We start from the raw sequence: 15,738 nt of genomic DNA, 5'->3' as shown, positions 1-15,738 counted from the left end.
CGGGCCGCTTTGCTTTGGACGACCGGACCGAGACCGTCGAACGAACGGTCTCGTCGCAAATCCGTCTTCAGTAATCTGCCATCAACGACGCCACGCCGCGCAAGCTGTGACGGCGATGCCAGCGCAAGTCGTCCAGACCAGTGATCGCCAGGTTCGGGAAGCTGCTGAGCAGCTTATCGAGCGCGATTTGCAGCGTGGCCGTCGCGAGCCGTGCGCCGAGACAGTGATGGATGCCCGCACTGAACGAGATCAGACGGCCGTGGTTCTCGCGCCGGATATCGAACCGGTCAGGGTTATCGAACTTCGCCGGATCGCGGTTGGCCGCGCCCAGCAACATGAACACCGTCGTGCCGGTCTCGACAGCGACATCGCCCACGCGCACGGGCGAGAGCGCCGTGCGTGCGACCATCTGCACCGAACTGTCGAAGCGCATCGCCTCGACAACGGCCCCCTGCGTGAGCGACGGATCGCTGCGAAGCTGCTGCCACTGGGCCGGGTCGCGATACAGATGGATCAGCGCATTGCCCAACATGTTCGACGTCGTCTCGTGCCCCGCCACGAACAGCAGCAGCATGTTCGCCACGATTTCCTCGTCCGACAGACCACCCTCCCCGCTTGTGGCAACGATCAGCGCAGAGAGCAGATCGTCGCCCGGCTGACGGCGGCGCGTGCGCAGCAGACGGTCGAAATACGATTCGAGCGTCACAGCGCCCTTATTGGCATCGGCCAGCCCGGCTTCGTCGAGCGGCGCGAGATCGAACGCCCGCACCAGCGCGGCGGCACTGTCCCCGAGCACCTGTCCGTCGGCCAGCGGCACGTCGAGCAAACGGCAGATGATGCGCAGCGGCAGCGGCGTGCAGTACGCCGCCATCAGATCGACCGGCCCGGTCGCGGGCATCGCTTCGATGAGGCTGGCGGCCTGCCGATGCATATCGCCCGAGAGATCTTCGATGCGTCGCGCGTTGAACGAGTGCATCAGCAGCGTGCGCAGACGCGTATGTTCCGGCGGATTCGCCATCAGGAACATGCGGCTGATCGCACGAAACACCGGTTGCTCGACAGCCAGCGGGCCGTAGCGCGCAATCACGCTCGGCATGTACGCCTTGCCCATGCGGCGATCGTGCAGCAGCGCTTCGATCAGGTCGTAGCGGCCCGTCATCATCAGCGACGGGCCGATGGGCACCAGATCGCCAGCCTGGCGCAAACGTTCGTAGATCGGATAAGGGTTATCGAAAAATGCGGGGGACGAAAAATCAGCGAGATTCATAAGTCTTTGAAAGGGGGGCGTCCGCCATTGCATCGGTGAATGGCTGCAAGACACCGTTGGCTTGCAGGCCCGGCGGCGTGGTTCCGCCGTCGTAGAGCACCGGCACGACATCGTTGGCGAGCGCGCGGGCAATCGGCAAAAGATCGCTCGACCCTGAAGGAGCGACCAGCGCGAACATTTGCCCGTCACGCCGCCACGTCACCGTATCCATGGGGGGAATCGTCTGTGCGGAGGGGCCGTGTGCCAGACGCGTGTCCTTCACGACGTAGATCGCCACGGGCGGCCCTTCGCGGGGTAGATAAGCCATCTGAACGACGGCACGGCCGTCGAACTGTAAGCGCTGCAAGCGCTTGAACTCCATACCGGCACGGCGCAGATCGGGCACGACCAGTGGAATGTCGTCGCGGTGGCGGATGGCGCGCACCGTGGCGATGGCCTCAGCCGCTTCGTCGTCGAGCGGATCGAGGGTCGCTCTGGCGAAGAGCGATTGATATGAGACAAACGCGCGCACCCACGGCTCGTATGAACCATGCCATGCGTTAGCGGCCTCCGGCGGCGACACCGCCACACTGTCGACGTCCAGATTGCCAGCGACGGACATGGCATGCGAGATGGGCATCTGGGGCATGGGCGTCGGCGCGGGGCCTTCGGTCAGAAAGCGTGCACCTGCACTGGCGACCAGCACGGCGAACGCTGTCGCGCCCGCCGCGAAACCTCCGATTTGCCACCAGATGACACGCGGCGGCTTGCTGTCGCACGACATGGATTCATCGAACTCGCGATCCCGCGAACTGCAACGCGCCACAGTGCCCGGGCTGCGGACGTGTACGCGTCGCCCTTCTCTCCCCTCCCGCCCGGCTCGGACGAAGCGGGCGTCGTTGGCGCTGGCGACATGCGACGGCACATCCAGCGTCGTGCGTCCGCGCACCAGCGTGCGCACCGTCGATACCAGTTCAGGCGGAACCGGCGCAGTGAAACAGGTCTCGTACGCGGCCTGAAACGGCAGATCGGACGCATACAACGCCACCACGCGCGCAGCGATGTCCGGCGAACTCGCTATCGCGGCTTCGACCTTGGACGCGGCATCCTCGGTGAGGCTGCCGTCCACGTAGGAGAGAAGAATCTGGTCGGTGATCACCATCGGGTCGTCACCCTCACGTCGGCGTTTCGCCAACGGCGGAGGTGCCGCGTCGACGCGGCGTCACGTCGAACTGCACGCCCAGACGCTGACGTGCCGCCGACAGGCGCCCCATGACAGTGGCAACCGGCACATCGAGAATCTGCGCCGCCTCGCGATAGCTGAAGCCTTCGACCGCCACCAGCAGCAGCGCCACGCGTTGGGGCGTGGGCAGACGCTCGACGGCATCGACGATCTGGCGGTGCCCGACATGCTCGTCCGGCAACCCCGACACAGAGTCAGCAATGTTCTCAAGTAATGCGTCGTCCCATGCGACCCCGCCGCGATTGCGCACGTTACGGGCGCGCAGTTCGTTGAGCCAAAGGGAATGGACGATGGAATAGAGCCAGTTCAACGGCGCACTGTCGGGGCGCAACTGGGCGTCGGCACGCTCAAGTGCGCGCACACAGGCACGCTGCACGAGGTCTTCGGCGTCGTGACGGTCGCCGGTGAGCCGCAACGCGAAGGTCCACAGCTTCGGCAACATGGGGAGCAGCAGCCGCGCAAACCCCGAATCGTGCTCGAACTGCATCATGTTCACTCACCACTACGGCGACGGGCCGAAAGATTCGCATTATTCACAAGTCGATATCGCGAAAGCATAAAAATCTCTGCAAATCCGTCTCAATACAGGTCTCAATACAACTCATCGACATCTGGATGACCGGATCATGCGGTCTGCGGGCATGTCAGAAAAAAACGACGGGATGCCGAAACTGCGCATCCCGTCGTCATTTCGCTACACAACTTCAAGTCGTCAGAAGCCGATCCCCAGAACGACGTGCTCAGGCGTCGGCGAAACCAGCGTGGAACTCTGGTCCGCGACGTCGTCGTACGAGAAGCCGTAAGCCTTGCGGTCGATGCTGTGGTCGTGCCAGAACTCCGCGTAAGCGTTGTACGGACCCTTGGCGTACCAGGCCGACGACGGTGCTCCCCACTGCGTGTCGTCTTCCATGATGTGGCGGTTCAGCGCCGCCGCCACCTGCGCCTCGATCGCCAGTTCCGTCGCATTACCGGAGGCCAGCGTACCCTTCGCTTCGAGCATGTCCTGCGTGTTCGGGTGATTCACGTAGTACTTGCCGCCGACGAATGCGCCATTGCCCTGATCCACTTCCGTGAACATGAGCTGGTCACCCACCGTCTGACCGACAAACTTGCGTGCGTTACCCCACATCAGCAGCGTCAACGAGTGCGTACGGTAGTACTCCCACATGCTGTCCATGTACGCGTCGAAGTACTTGCCATTCGGTTGTCACGAGCGCACCTGCGTTCGCCGACTGCTTCGACGATGCGGCGACCCATCACCACGTGAACGCCGACGTGCTGCGCGCTATCGCGTGGGAAGAGTCAAACAACCGCGCCGATGCCCGTCGTACCAACACCAACGGCTCGGTCGATTACGGTCTCATGCAGATCAACTCGGTGCATCTGGACACGTTGGCGCGCTTCGGCATCGGCACCGAGGACCTGATGGTGGCCTGCAAAAGCGTGTACATCGCGGCGTGGCATCTGCAACGTCAGATGGCGAAGTACGGTAACACGTGGGCAGCCATCGGTGCTTATCACTCCGCCACGCCCGCCCTGCGCGACGCTTACGCCTCGCGCATTGCCGTCAAAATCAATGCACTCAAGGACGCTCGCGAGGCAAAGCAAAACCGACGTTGATCCTGTGTCGACGAGGCGCGCCATCACGCCCCGTGGCACCGTCTGCCAATCAGCGACGATGCCCGCGCGCCATGCTGGAGAACACACCGTCGCGCTTGATGAGGCCGTGCATCAGCGCCGCCGCAAGATGCCCGATCACGAGCGCGAACAGCGCGAACGCCAGCCACGTGTGCATCGCGCGCAACACTGCAAACAGACGCGCATCCGCCGACACCAGCGGCGGCAGATGATAGGCACCGAACAGCGTCACCGGATAGCCGCCGGCCGAAACCATCGCCCAACCGATCAGCGGCATCGCGAGCATCAGCGCATACAGCAGCAGATGCGACGCTTTGGCAATCGTCTGCTGCGTCGACGGCACGCTGTCGGGCAACGGCGGGCTGCCGCGCTTGATGCGCACGATGATGCGCAGCACGACCAGCGCGAGAATCACGATGCCAAGCGGCCGGTGCAGCGCGATCAGCGTGGTGTGGGCCTGCGTCAGCGTGCTGACCATGATGACGCCGATGAACAGCATCGCGAGCATGGCAATCGCCATGCCCCAGTGCAGCCAGCGCTGAACCGGACTGAAGTGAAGATGGGGACGATTCATCGCGAGCGAGCCTCCTGAGTCGTATTGCCTTGCGGTGCATCGAGGGCACCGTTTAACGCTTCTTCGCGCGTGCGACGCTTGTACGACAGCGCGTACGCCGCCGAGCGTGCGGCGAGCAGCGGATCGCCGGACGGTTCGATACCGGCGGGCAGAATCGTCGGATCGAAGTTGACGTCGCGGCATGCACCATCGTCTTGCGACGCCGCCCGAGACAGCACCAGCGTGCCCGCATCGATCTGCCTGCGCGAGGCTGGCCACTGGCGTGTGGCATCGTCAGTCGGATCGCCCGGATCTGCCACGGTCACCACCAGATGCCAGCGCACCGGCCCCTGCTTCAGACGCGCGTACAACTCGCTTGCGAGGTAATTCGCCTCGCCCTTCTCCTTGTCGGTCACGGTGTCGAAGGGCAACTCCGGCTGCATCGACCAGCGCACCGCCGTGCGTTGCCCGTTGGCGTCGACGAAATAGAACGCGTTGATGCCGTAGTACGCCGCGTTTGCGTAGCTCGACGACGGCGGGTGCCCCTTGACCCAGTCGCGGAACGGCTGCGTGTCGGGGTGCGCGGCAAAGAACGCCTGCAACTTCGCCGGATCGGGCTTGCCGGTCGACGGATCCGGGCGCGACGCATCGAGCTGCGCGTAGAACTCCTCCGGTGTGCGCACGGCGAATAGCGGTGTCGTGTTCATGCCGGTGCGCCATTGCTGGCCGTCGACCAGCGTAAACATCAGCGCCATGCTGCGAATCGGCACGCTGTTGTCCGAGGCGGTCGGGTTCGGCCCGGGAATCGCGAAACGGCCAGTCACGGGGGTGCGTCCGGGGGCGAAGACAAGCGCCTTCGACAGCGAAGCCGCGCCTCCATTACTCTCGAAATATCCGTCCACGCACAGGCCTTTCGCATGATTGCGACGCAAGCCTTCGTGAATGCCACCGTTCGACTCGAACGTGTCGATGACGGTATGGGCGCTCAAACGCTGCGGCGTGAGCCACCCGGCAGCGTAAGCAAAGCCGCCCGCGAGCAGGCCGACAACGGCGACGATGGCCGCCGCCCGGCAAGGCACGCAGATGGCGCGAGGATCGGACGAGGAAGGTTCGGTCACGAATGGGGCTCCTTGTGATGACGTCCGGGGGGCAGGTTGCCGGATGGAAAGGTCAGAGGTACAGGAAACGGAAAGCGCGGGCGTCTTCACGGTAAAACACATCCGCGCGGCCCTTATTCCGTCGTCGCCGGTTTTATTTTCGTTTTCATGGAATAAGCGGGCAGATACGCGTGTTGACCCGTTATGGCACGGCTCACCGCATTCGATCTCTGACGGCATGGATATTCGCGACCAGCTCTATCACCACGTCCCGCGTCTGCGGCGCTATGCCCGCGCGCTCACGGGCAATACCGAGCTGGCGGACGACCTGGTGCAGGACACCCTGGAGCGCGCGCTCTCCCGCCACACGATGTTCGAAGCGGGCACGGACGCCCGCGCATGGCTCTTCACCATCATGCATAACCTGTTTCTCAATCAGCAGCGCCGCGCGCCCGCACAGGCGATCCACGTCTCCCTGGACGAAACCGACCTCGTCGAGCGCGACGTCAGTCACGCGTCCGTTCAGACGCCGACGCCCGACCCCGCCCGACGTCTCGAAATCCGCGATCTGGACGAAGCGCTGCGACATCTTCCCGACGAGCAGCGGGCCATCGTCCTGCTCGTGGGTCTGGAAGACATGAGTTATGCGGATGTCGCCGCCACGTTGCGCGTGCCGATCGGCACCGTGATGTCGCGGTTGTCGCGCGCTCGGCAACGGCTGCGTGATCTCATGGCAGGCGAAATGACGTCCAGGCCGTCCGCGCAAACCGGACCGTCAGCCAAACTCAAGGTGGTGCGATGAACGAACCCAACCGCCCGATCGACGACAACGAACTGCACGCGTACGTCGACGGGGAATTGCCCCCGCAGCGTCGTGCAGAATTGGACAACGCCCTCGCCACCGACCCGGCGCTCGCGGTGGCCGTGAGCGAACTCGTCGCCCTGCGGCGTGCGCTGCACGACCGCTACGACGATGTGCTGGACGAGCCGGTACCGCCCCGGTTGCAACGTCCGGCAGCCGTGCAGGCGCCGATGCCACGAAGCAAAGCCGCAGCCAACTGGCCTCGGCTTGCCGGGCTGGCTGCCTCACTGGTCGTCGGCATCGGCATTGGCATTCAGGGCAATCGCCTATGGTCGGCGCGGGAAACGAATGCGTCTGCCATCGCCATGCACGAGGCGGCGCCATCGCTTGCCACCGCCGCCGACGGCGCAGTCCGTTTCGCCCGACGCGCCGCCATTGCGCACGTCGTCTACATGCCCGAGATTCAACGGCCTTCCGGCATGGATGGGGAGTCCGAAGCCCGCTTCTCGAAGTGGATCGCAAGCCGTCTGGAAACCGCCGCGCAAGCGCCGGATCTGTCCTCGCGCGGCTTCCACCTGAGCGGCGGACGCGTGCTGCCGGACAGCGACGAACACGTCGTGCAGTACATGTATCGCAATGACGCGGGCGAGCGCATCACCGTGTGCATCTCACCGGCCGGTGTCGAAGGTCAGCCCGCAGCGTTCCGCTTCTACGAGGACGGCCCGGTCAGGGTTTTCTACTGGGTCGACAGGACATTCGGCTATGCGATCTCGGGCGGCATCGACCGCGCGACGCTCACGGGCCTGTCGCAGGATGTCTACGCCGCGCTGGAGGCGCGTGGGACGGGTAAACGTTAGTTCCTCCCAGCAATAGAGAAGGTGGCAAACGCTCCTAATCGTGCGTTTTTGTCGGGCACTACCATGACTTCACCGTGAACTGTGTTTGCGGGCAGTCAGACAAAAACTCTAGGAGACATGGCATGCTTCACGACCTTCCCGCACGGCCCGACACGGTGCACTGGGGCTATTTCAACGCCGCGCAAACCCCGGCCCTGACCATCAAGAGCGGCGATTTCATTCGCGCCGAAGCCGTTACCCATCATGCGGGTGACGCGCCCGACCTGATGATGGACGACGCCGTGCGCGCCATCTACGACACGATTCCGCACGAAGACCGTAATCCGGGCGTACACATCATGACCGGCCCGATCTACGTGGAAGGGGCGAAACCGGGCGACATGCTCGAAGTGCGCTATCTCCAGATGATTCCGCGCTTTCGCTTCGGCGCGAACGTCGCCGCCCACTGGGGGCAGCTCTATGACGACTTCCAGAAAGAGCGCGTGACCATCTACGAACTCGACAACAGCTCGAACACCGCGCACGCCCTGTTCGCGTTCGACTACCCGGGCAAGCTGACCACGCCGGGCAAGGTTGTGGACCATCGCGAATGCTGCAAGCAGCCCGCGCTCGCCGGTGTGCGCGTGCCGGTGCGTCCGCACCTCGGCACGGCGGGCGTCGCGCCCGACGCACAAGGCCGCGTGAGCACGGTCGAGCCGGGGCTGCACGGCGGCAACATCGACAACTGGCGCATCGGTGCCGGGGCGACCATGTACTACAAGGTGCAGGTCGACGGCGGCCTTTTCTCCATTGGCGACCCGCATATCTCGCAGGGTGACGGCGAAATCAGCGGCACGGCCATCGAGGCGTCGCTCAACGTGCTGTTCCAGGTGGTTTTGCGCAAGGACTTCGAATTCCCATCGCCGCTGCTGGAGACGCCCGACTGCTGGATCGTGCACGGCTTCCATCAGGATCTGGACGAAGCGGGCAAGAACGCCGCGCGCGACATGATCAAGCTGCTCACCGAGCAACAGGGCCTCTCGCGCGACGACGCCTACTCGCTCATGAGCGTGGCGGCCGACTTCGGCGTGACGCAGGTCGTCGACGGCACACAAGGGGTGCACTGCACCATGCCGCGCGGCATGTTCCCGCCCAAGTCGTCCAAGGGCTGAGCGCTCCGGCCGCCTGCCCGGTGCACCCGGCATTGACGGGTGTTCCGTGCGGTGCGCGACATTTCATGTTGTCTCTTCATCGGGAGACGCTTCCATGCAATACGTCTATGTCGGGCGCAACGAGCTTGTCGCCCTGGTCGTCGGTCTGGTCACGGGCACGCTGTACTCGTGGCTCAACCTGCCGATTCCCGCCCCGAATGTGCTTGGCGGCATCTTCGCCATCATCTTCACGTACCTCGGCTATCTGATCGTGAATGTGTGGCGTCGATCTGTCACGTTCGGACGTCCGCCCGCCGAGGGCCTGGATACGTCGCTGAACGCCCGTCCCGCCAACTCGTCCAGCCGGTCCTGAGGAGGTTGTCATGGTAGAAATCACGCTTGGCGCGACGGAGTTGCAGGCCGCCGCCGTCGGACTCGTGACCGGTGTGCTTTACACCGGCGTACGCGCACCGATTCCGGCCCCTAACGTCCTCGGCGGCATCTTCGCCATCGTCGGCACGTTCGTCGGCTTCGCCTTCGTCGCGGCGATGCGCGGGCAGTTGCACTTCGGCTGACGCCCTTGCACTATTGGCGTCTGCCCCGGCGCAGCGACTCACAAGCGCTGCGCCGGGGTGTCGTCGTTGTCATTTCTGATGGAGGCCGGACTTGGATCGCGCGCACTTCTCAACGGAGTCCTATGCCCAGGACCAGCGCGGGCCTGCATGGCAGGCGCGCCTGCTCGACGCCCGTCTGCACTTTCGTCCGCCCCCCGCCGGAGAACCGCTGCACGGCACGTTGCTCACGCATCGCACGCCCGCCGGTATCGAACTTTCGGTGATCTCGTCCACGCCGCAAACCGTATCGGCGCGTGCGGGCGGTGAGCGTGGCTTCCTGCTCGTCATGCTGCTCGACGGTCAGATGACGCTGGCAAGCGCAGGCGCACTCGATGGCGAGACGCTGACCGCTGGCGACATCGCGTGCATTCCGGGCGCGCAGAGCGCCGACCTCATCGCCCGCACGCCGTTCCGACTGATCTCGGTACACGTGCGACACACGCTGATTGCCCCACGACTGGGCAGTGCGCCGCCAGTGCAGACGTGCAAGCTGCCCGACAGCGTGTCGCGGCTGTTCGGCGCGCTGCTCGGCGGACTCGCCCTGCAACTCGATGCGATGCAGGACGCCGATCCGCACGCACTCGAACCCGTCGAAAACGTGATTCTCGAATGTCTCGCCTCGGCACTCGCCGCAGCCAAGCCGCAGGCGTCGACGAATCTCTCGACGTCGCGCGGCATCGTATTCACGCGCATCTGTCACCGCATTCAGGCGCGTCTGGCCGAGCCGGATCTGTCGCTGTGCGCCATCGCAAAAGACGAACACGTATCGGATCGCTATCTGCGCAAGCTCTTCGAAGACGCAGGTCAAAGCTTCTCGTCCTACCTGCGCAATAGTCGTTTGCAGCGTTGTCACGCGGACTTGCAGAACCCGGCGTATGACCAGTTATCGGTGTCGGACATCTGCTACCGCTGGGGCTTCAACGATCCGTCTTACTTTAGTCAGGCGTTTCGCGAGCGGTTCGGCGTGTCGCCCAAGGCGAGCCGCGATCAGGCACTGCGTTCCCGTGCGCTGCCGGAGCGCGCGCGAATCTCGCGCGGACACCCCGATGTGCCTGCCGGGCTGGCGCATCGAACGAACGTCAGCTCGGCGGCGGCGATGGCCCTCTCAGAGCGCGACGCAATACCCGGCAGCGCCGCTCGTCCCTCCCTGCCCCATAACGCCGGACAGCACCACTATCTGCGCGCGACGTGCGACTCGGTGCATTGGGGGTATCTCAGTCACGATCTTCCGCCAGTGCTCACCGTTGCGTCGGGCGACACCGTGACCGTCGAAACGCTGACGCAGCACGCGACCGACGACTGGGCGCGCATGATTCAGGGCGATCCGGGTGCGGAGAGCGTGTTTCACTGGACAGCGACGCAGAAGAACGTGGACCGGCGCGGCGCGGGACCGATGGACGCCTCCGTCTACGGACGCGGCGCGGGCGAAGGCTTCGGCGTACACATCTGCACGGGCCCCATCGCCGTCGAAGACGCCATGCCGGGCGACGTGCTCGAAGTCCGCATTCTCGATCTGCACCCCCGGCCGAGCGCGAATCCCGAGTTCGCGGGCAAGGCGTTCGGCAGCCACGCGTCGACGTGGTGGGGCTTTCACTATCAGGACATGCTCACGTTGCCGCGCGAGCGCGAGGTCGTGACGGTGTTCGAGATCGATTGCCACGGCCACCATCACGATGCAGAGGAAGGCACCGACGTTGCCCGCGCTATCTACAGCTTCCGCTGGACGCCGCAACAAGACCCCTTCGGCGTGGTCCATCCGACCATCGACTATCCCGGCGTGCCGGTCGACCACACCCGCATCACCAAGAACTTCCGGACGCTGAAGAACGTGGAGATTCCGCTACGCCCGCACTTCGGCGTACTCGCCGTCGCGCCAGCTCAGGAAGGTCTTATCGATTCAATTCCGCCGTCGAGCTACGCAGGCAACCTCGACAACTGGCGTGTCACGCGTGGGGCGAGCGTCTTTCTGAAAGTCGCCGTGCCGGGCGCGCTGCTCTCCATTGGCGACCCGCACGCCTCGCAAGGCGACGCCGAACTCGGCGGCACCGCCATCGAATGCTCGCTCACAGGCAACATCCAACTGGTGCTGCACAAGAAGGCCGCCATCGAGGCACAGGCACCGTATGCCGATCTGACCTATCCGCTGGTCGAGACGCCGACAGAGTGGATCATCCACGGCTTCAGTTCGCCGAACCATCTGGCCGAGCTGGGACAGAAGGCGCAGAGCCAGATCTACATGAAATCGACGCTCGACAGCGCCCTGCGCGACGCCTTCCTCAAGGCGCGCCGCTTTCTCATGCAGGTCAAGCGGCTGACCGAAGACGAAGCCACGGCGATTCTTTCGGTGTCCGTCGATTTCGGCGTGACGCAGGTCGTCAACGGCAACTGGGGCGTGCACGCCATTATTCGAAAAGGGATGTTCAACGACTGAAGAAAACCGCAAAATCGGCAAATCGCCTGTGGCTACATTGGCGTCCAAGGAGCGCAAATGAAACCCCAGACCCGACTGAGATACGCCGAACGCATGGAGCCCGTGCTCCGCTGGCTCGCCGCCCACCCGGAGAGCGATCCGGACCTGCACCACCTGGCCGAGCTGGCGTGTCTGTCGCCGTACCACTTTCATCGTGTCTACCGCGCATTGCTCGGTGAGACGGTGAACAACTCGGTGCAGCGCATTCGCATGCACCGTGCGGCGATTGCCCTGGCGGAGTCCGAGGATTCGATGCGCGTTGTGGCGTCGCGTGCCGGCTATGCGTCGGACGCTGCGTTCAACCGGGCCTTCGGTGCGTTCTTCGGCATCCCGCCGGGACGCTACCGCGATGTCCGCTCCGGACCCATCGATCCTCAGGAGCTAGCCATGTACCCGATCTCAGTCGAGTCGTTTCCCACCACCACCCTCGCCGTGCTCCGTCACCACGGCGACTATCAGGGCATCGGCCCTGTCTTCACGCGCGCCTTCATGCTCGCCGCCGCGCAAGGCCTCGCCGCCCCGGACGCTACCGGCTTCGGCGTCTACTTCGACGACCCGGAACAGGTCCCCGTCGCACAATTGCGCTCGCTCGCGGGCATGTCGGTGCCCGCCGATGCCGAGATCGGCGGTGATCTGGAACGTTTCGAGATTCCTGCCGGACGGTGCGCCGTGTTGACGTACACCGGGCCGTACAACGAGATGAGCAAGCCCTATCAGTGGCTGTTCGCGCAGTGGCTGCCAGCCAGCGGACTGGAACCCGCCAACTTCCCGATGTTCGAGCAGTACCTCAACGATCCCCGCTCGACGCCGGCGGCGCAGCTTCAGACCCGCATTTGTCTGCCCGTGAAGTAAGCGCAAGCAAGGCCTGCGCTTGCACGCGCAGGTCTTGCGCCGTCGGATGGAATTCGAACGGTATCGCCTTCGCCAGCCCTTGCAGCAGCTTGCGTGAGCTACGCGTGTAGGCCGGGTCGTAGTGGCGCGTGATGAGCGCTTCGGACAACTCGCGCTGCTGACCGTTATCGAGCAGCGTCAGCCATTGATCGACCACCGCCTTGCCATGCAATTCGACGAGGCGCAGCAACTGCGCACGGAAGTGCTCAGGCTGGGCCAGCAGGTGGCCATACTCCTGCGTCAGCAGTTCAACGCGCTCGTCTACACTCACATTCACTTCGACGCAGCGCATCGTGCCGCGCAGGGACGTCATCAGCGACTCGGGCAAAGTGATGAGCCCGATCCTGCGGCTTTCCGCTTCGACGAACACGGGACGCGTCGCGTCGAAGCTGCGCAGCACCGCGATGAGCGATGTGTCGAACGACTTCTGCGACGGCTGCGGGGCGTCCGGCATCGCGCCAAGCAGCGATCCGCGATGCACGGCGAGGCCTTCGAGATCGAGCGTCTGTGCGCCAACGTCCGCGAGCGCATGTAGCAGACGGGTCTTGCCACTGCCCGTATGACCGGCAAGGACGATGTAGTCGAGGGTGGGCGGCAAGGTCGCCAGCGTCGCCACGACATCGGTGCGGTAGGTCTTGTAACCGCCCTCAAGCTGACGCGCCCGCCAGCCGATCATATTCATCATCAAGGTCATGGCGCCCGAGCGCATGCCGCCACGCCAGCAATACACGAGCGGACGCCAGTTGCGCGGCCGGTCGGCGAACAGCGTGTCGAGATGCTTTGCGATGTTGCGCGCCACCATGGCCGCGCCTTCGCGTGAGGCGTCGAACGGTGAGACCTGCTTGTACATCGTGCCGACGATGACGCGTTCTTCATTGCTGAGTACGGGGGCATTAATCGCGCCCGGGATATGGTCCTCGGTGAATTCGAGCGGTGTGCGGACGTCGATGATTTCATCGAAGTCGGCGACATTCGCGAGCGGCACACGGAGATGGTTCATCGCGCCCCCGCTGCCAGTTGGCCGCAATGCTTGCCGTAAGGCGTGCGCGTCGTCGGCTGGACTTGCGTATCACCGTCGAAACTCGCGCGCACTTTGGCCGCACGGTCGATGATGCGTGTGGCCGCTTCCGCATCGCCCGCGCCGCCCAGTGCCAGCGCGTAATCGTCGAGCAATTCAGCGTAGGCGAACGGCACTTTGCGCGCCGCCTCCAACCGGTCGAGCGTGCCGAGTGCACGGCCGAAGTACTTTGCGGAAGCCGCGAACTGACGTTGTGCGAGCGCGAGCCGGGCCAGCTCGACCAGTGCCGGATAGCGGTATCGCGCCGTGAGGATATCGAGGTCGTACGCCTGGCTAAGCTCGCGTTCCGCCTCGGCGTAGTAGCAGGTCACGCCCAGCGCGCGCCCGTAGTCGAAGTGCATGGCCGCGCGTTGCGACGCTGGCCAGCCGGACTGGTCCGCCACGAGTACTGCCTGCCCGAAGGCTCGGCGCGCGCCGTCCCAGTCGCCACGCACCTCGGCCGCGCCGCCTTGCGCAGCGTAATCAGGGCCGGGCGCCTTCGGTGCGGGCGTGCTGCACCCCAGCGCGCCCAACACGCCGCCCAATGCACACACCATCGTCAACCACGTCAAAGATCGAATCATCAGGGAAAGAAAACTGCCGGGAAATCATCTGTCGCGGGACACCTCCGCCCCGCGTTCGCCCGACAGGATACCTCGTCGCACCTGAACACCCCAACGCTGACGCCCCGTGAGGAAATGTCCCCACCCCATCGCCGCGCCCGTGTGACGCATCAACTGGAACGAGAACGGCTCCAGCACGGCGGCGACGAACGCCAGCCCGAGGCTCGTGCCGGTGCGGTGGCCGGTCCAGCGGCGATACGCGTGCACCGACCATAGATGAAAGCCCAGATCGATGACGATCTTGCCCAGAATGATCCCGGAGACCGGCAGCACGACGCCGTAATGGCCTTCGCAGACGAACGTCACCAGCAGCGCAAAGGCCGTCAGACCGTAGATCGGCTGGAGCGTATCGAACGCCTTGACCGGCAACATCCAGCGACCGAGGTTGCCGTATCGGCCGTTACCGACCATATCGCGGTACCAGTACTGCGTCTGGAGGAAACCCGCGAACCAGCGACGGCGTTGACGCAAGAAGCTCGTCAGTGTGCCCGGCGCATCGGTGATCGCCTGCGCGCCGCCGACAACGCGCACGTCCCAGTCGAGCGAATGCGCGACCGAATAGCGACGCAGACGGTGAATCAGTTCGTAGTCCTCGACCAGACACGCGGGATCGAAGCCGCCCACGGCCAGCACCGCCTCGCGACGAAAGCATGCGAATGCGCCCGAAATCAGCAATAGACCGTCGGCGCGCATCCACGCGAAGCGCGAGATGAAGTTACGGATGTACTCGTACGTCTGAAAGAACTGCAGAACGCGTGCGCTCATGGTGTCGCCACACACGGGTGTCAGCACGCCGGTGGCGGCAACCAGGCGCGGACGACGGGCGAAGGCGTCATGCATGGCGGCGCACGCACCGACATCGAGCAACGTGTCCGCGTCGACCGTCATCACGATGTCGGTCTCTATGCCTACAAGGGCCGCATTGAGCGCCTTCGCCTTGCCGCCGTGCGGCACGCGCATCCATCGCAGGTTCGGATAGCGGGTGCTCGGTGCGCTCAGGCTGCCGACACCCGGGTCCACCAGACCATACTCGCCGGTCAGCAAGGCAACGGTGCCGTCGTGCGAACCGTCGTCGGCGATGACGATGGCGTCGGGCACGTGACGACCGGCCATCAGCGCGCGCAGTGTCACCGGCAGCGCCGCCGCTTCGTTATGTGCCGCGACCACCACGCCGAGCGTGAGACGGTTCGACGCGGCGTCGGCACTGCCGCCCCACGTCTCGTCCGGATCTGGACGCATCAGACGCCATGCCTGCCAGAAGACGAACGTCAGCAGCACGGTGTCGTAGATCACATACGCCACGCCCGTGCCCCACGCGAAAACACCCTTGAGGAAAAACGCCTGCGCGAAGAGCAGGCACCACAGCACGGCCACGCCGGTGTGCACGAGCCAGCTGGCGAGCGGCGTCGGCGGCAAGGTGAAGCGCGGCGAATGCTGTTCTCGCGATGCTTCGAGCTGCACTACGCTCGTCTGGATATCGGGGTTCATGTCCGGGTTCATGTCGGTGTACATCCCGT

General features: G+C 64.6%; 15 protein-coding genes and 2 pseudogenes. 8 read left to right on the top strand and 9 right to left on the bottom strand.

Going from position 1 to position 15,738, the window contains the following annotated elements; all coding sequences use genetic code 11:
- Positions 1 to 67: 67 nt before the first annotated feature.
- The 4 genes and pseudogenes from PAN31117_RS21240 to PAN31117_RS21225 form a co-directional block, all read right to left on the bottom strand.
- Entirely contained in the window at positions 68 to 1,267 is a 1,200-nt protein-coding gene (locus tag PAN31117_RS21240; protein ID WP_150739948.1) for a cytochrome P450, read from the bottom strand.
- Positions 1,254 to 2,408 carry an anti-sigma factor gene (locus PAN31117_RS21235; protein WP_150739947.1) on the bottom strand — a complete coding sequence of 385 codons (1,155 nt, stop codon included), beginning with the start codon at positions 2,406 to 2,408 and terminating at the stop codon, positions 1,254 to 1,256. Before PAN31117_RS21235 ends, PAN31117_RS21240 begins: the two co-directional genes overlap by 14 nt.
- Positions 2,409 to 2,421: 13 nt before the next feature.
- On the bottom strand, positions 2,422 to 2,979 hold the full coding sequence (locus PAN31117_RS21230; RefSeq protein ID WP_246189202.1) for an RNA polymerase sigma factor: 558 nt from the start codon (positions 2,977 to 2,979) through the stop codon (positions 2,422 to 2,424).
- Positions 2,980 to 3,201: 222 nt separating this feature from the next.
- Positions 3,202 to 3,675: pseudogene (locus tag PAN31117_RS21225) on the bottom strand (beta-1,3-glucanase family protein); the annotation flags it as partial.
- A gap of 26 nt (positions 3,676 to 3,701) precedes the next feature.
- Here PAN31117_RS21225 and PAN31117_RS21220 point away from each other — a divergent pair.
- Positions 3,702 to 4,109 (top strand): annotated as a pseudogene (locus PAN31117_RS21220) (lytic transglycosylase domain-containing protein); the annotation flags it as partial.
- Positions 4,110 to 4,158: 49 nt separating this feature from the next.
- Here the strand turns inward: PAN31117_RS21220 and PAN31117_RS21215 are convergent.
- Together PAN31117_RS21215 and PAN31117_RS21210 are read right to left on the bottom strand one after the other, a co-directional pair.
- Positions 4,159 to 4,701: a cytochrome b gene (locus PAN31117_RS21215; RefSeq protein WP_150659781.1), complete on the bottom strand. Its 543-nt coding sequence runs from the start codon at positions 4,699 to 4,701 to the stop codon at positions 4,159 to 4,161.
- Positions 4,698 to 5,798: a catalase family peroxidase gene (locus PAN31117_RS21210; RefSeq protein WP_246189201.1), complete on the bottom strand. Its 1,101-nt coding sequence runs from the start codon at positions 5,796 to 5,798 to the stop codon at positions 4,698 to 4,700. Before PAN31117_RS21210 ends, PAN31117_RS21215 begins: the two co-directional genes overlap by 4 nt.
- A gap of 217 nt (positions 5,799 to 6,015) precedes the next feature.
- Between PAN31117_RS21210 and PAN31117_RS21205 the strand changes: the two genes are divergently transcribed.
- The 7 genes from PAN31117_RS21205 to PAN31117_RS21175 all read left to right on the top strand — a co-directional run bounded on the left by PAN31117_RS21205 (position 6,016) and on the right by PAN31117_RS21175 (position 12,502).
- Positions 6,016 to 6,579 (top strand): RNA polymerase sigma factor, encoded by a 564-nt coding sequence (locus PAN31117_RS21205; protein WP_150739943.1) that lies wholly within the window; start codon positions 6,016 to 6,018, stop codon positions 6,577 to 6,579.
- Positions 6,576 to 7,436, top strand: a complete 861-nt coding sequence (locus tag PAN31117_RS21200) for an anti-sigma factor family protein (protein WP_150739942.1) — start codon at positions 6,576 to 6,578, stop codon at positions 7,434 to 7,436. Before PAN31117_RS21205 ends, PAN31117_RS21200 begins: the two co-directional genes overlap by 4 nt.
- Positions 7,437 to 7,558: 122 nt before the next feature.
- The gene (locus PAN31117_RS21195; RefSeq protein ID WP_150739941.1) at positions 7,559 to 8,587 is read left to right on the top strand and encodes an acetamidase/formamidase family protein; all 1,029 of its coding nucleotides are present in this window, start codon (positions 7,559 to 7,561) and stop codon (positions 8,585 to 8,587) included.
- A gap of 94 nt (positions 8,588 to 8,681) precedes the next feature.
- A complete protein-coding gene (locus PAN31117_RS21190) occupies positions 8,682 to 8,939 on the top strand; it encodes a XapX domain-containing protein (RefSeq protein ID WP_150739940.1) in 258 nt (85 codons plus the stop codon).
- A 10-nt stretch (positions 8,940 to 8,949) separates the two neighbouring features.
- Positions 8,950 to 9,141, top strand: a complete 192-nt coding sequence (locus tag PAN31117_RS21185; protein ID WP_039397456.1) for a XapX domain-containing protein — start codon at positions 8,950 to 8,952, stop codon at positions 9,139 to 9,141.
- A 91-nt stretch (positions 9,142 to 9,232) separates the two neighbouring features.
- Complete coding sequence (locus PAN31117_RS21180; protein WP_150739939.1) at positions 9,233 to 11,611, top strand: acetamidase/formamidase family protein; 2,379 nt, start codon at positions 9,233 to 9,235, stop codon at positions 11,609 to 11,611.
- A 57-nt stretch (positions 11,612 to 11,668) separates the two neighbouring features.
- Complete coding sequence (locus PAN31117_RS21175) at positions 11,669 to 12,502, top strand: AraC family transcriptional regulator (protein ID WP_150739938.1); 834 nt, start codon at positions 11,669 to 11,671, stop codon at positions 12,500 to 12,502.
- Here PAN31117_RS21175 and mnmH read toward each other — a convergent pair.
- The 3 genes from mnmH to PAN31117_RS21160 are packed head-to-tail and all read right to left on the bottom strand — an operon-like array spanning position 12,438 to position 15,709.
- Positions 12,438 to 13,541 (bottom strand): tRNA 2-selenouridine(34) synthase MnmH, encoded by a 1,104-nt coding sequence (gene mnmH, locus PAN31117_RS21170; protein WP_150739937.1) that lies wholly within the window; start codon positions 13,539 to 13,541, stop codon positions 12,438 to 12,440. The genes PAN31117_RS21175 and mnmH overlap by 65 nt on opposite strands.
- On the bottom strand, positions 13,538 to 14,182 hold the full coding sequence (locus PAN31117_RS21165) for a tetratricopeptide repeat protein (protein ID WP_150739936.1): 645 nt from the start codon (positions 14,180 to 14,182) through the stop codon (positions 13,538 to 13,540). The genes mnmH and PAN31117_RS21165 overlap by 4 nt, the downstream gene beginning before the upstream one ends.
- Before the next feature lie 24 nt (positions 14,183 to 14,206).
- Positions 14,207 to 15,709, bottom strand: a complete 1,503-nt coding sequence (locus tag PAN31117_RS21160) for a glycosyltransferase family 2 protein (protein WP_150740020.1) — start codon at positions 15,707 to 15,709, stop codon at positions 14,207 to 14,209.
- Positions 15,710 to 15,738: the final 29 nt, after the last annotated feature.

It is taken from the genome of Pandoraea anapnoica (assembly GCF_902459765.1).
GTDB classification, from domain to species: domain Bacteria; phylum Pseudomonadota; class Gammaproteobacteria; order Burkholderiales; family Burkholderiaceae; genus Pandoraea; species Pandoraea anapnoica.
Note: the sequence above shows the minus strand (reverse complement) of the source record. Positions and strands in the feature narration are given on the sequence as shown.

Bases quoted from the DNA above. Each gene is read 5' to 3' on its own strand.
- PAN31117_RS21175 (WP_150739938.1), top strand. From the start codon at position 11,669: ATGAAACCCCAGACCCGACTGAGATACGCCGAACGCATGGAGCCCGTG.
- PAN31117_RS21215 (WP_150659781.1), bottom strand. From the start codon at position 4,701: ATGAATCGTCCCCATCTTCACTTCAGTCCGGTTCAGCGCTGGCTGCAC.
- PAN31117_RS21240 (WP_150739948.1), bottom strand. From the start codon at position 1,267: ATGAATCTCGCTGATTTTTCGTCCCCCGCATTTTTCGATAACCCTTAT.
- PAN31117_RS21205 (WP_150739943.1), top strand. From the start codon at position 6,016: ATGGATATTCGCGACCAGCTCTATCACCACGTCCCGCGTCTGCGGCGC.
- mnmH (WP_150739937.1), bottom strand. From the start codon at position 13,541: ATGAACCATCTCCGTGTGCCGCTCGCGAATGTCGCCGACTTCGATGAA.
- PAN31117_RS21195 (WP_150739941.1), top strand. From the start codon at position 7,559: ATGCTTCACGACCTTCCCGCACGGCCCGACACGGTGCACTGGGGCTAT.
- PAN31117_RS21160 (WP_150740020.1), bottom strand. From the start codon at position 15,709: ATGAACCCCGATATCCAGACGAGCGTAGTGCAGCTCGAAGCATCGCGA.
- PAN31117_RS21230 (WP_246189202.1), bottom strand. From the start codon at position 2,979: ATGATGCAGTTCGAGCACGATTCGGGGTTTGCGCGGCTGCTGCTCCCC.
- PAN31117_RS21165 (WP_150739936.1), bottom strand. From the start codon at position 14,182: ATGATTCGATCTTTGACGTGGTTGACGATGGTGTGTGCATTGGGCGGC.
- PAN31117_RS21185 (WP_039397456.1), top strand. From the start codon at position 8,950: ATGGTAGAAATCACGCTTGGCGCGACGGAGTTGCAGGCCGCCGCCGTC.
- PAN31117_RS21190 (WP_150739940.1), top strand. From the start codon at position 8,682: ATGCAATACGTCTATGTCGGGCGCAACGAGCTTGTCGCCCTGGTCGTC.
- PAN31117_RS21200 (WP_150739942.1), top strand. From the start codon at position 6,576: ATGAACGAACCCAACCGCCCGATCGACGACAACGAACTGCACGCGTAC.
- PAN31117_RS21235 (WP_150739947.1), bottom strand. From the start codon at position 2,408: ATGGTGATCACCGACCAGATTCTTCTCTCCTACGTGGACGGCAGCCTC.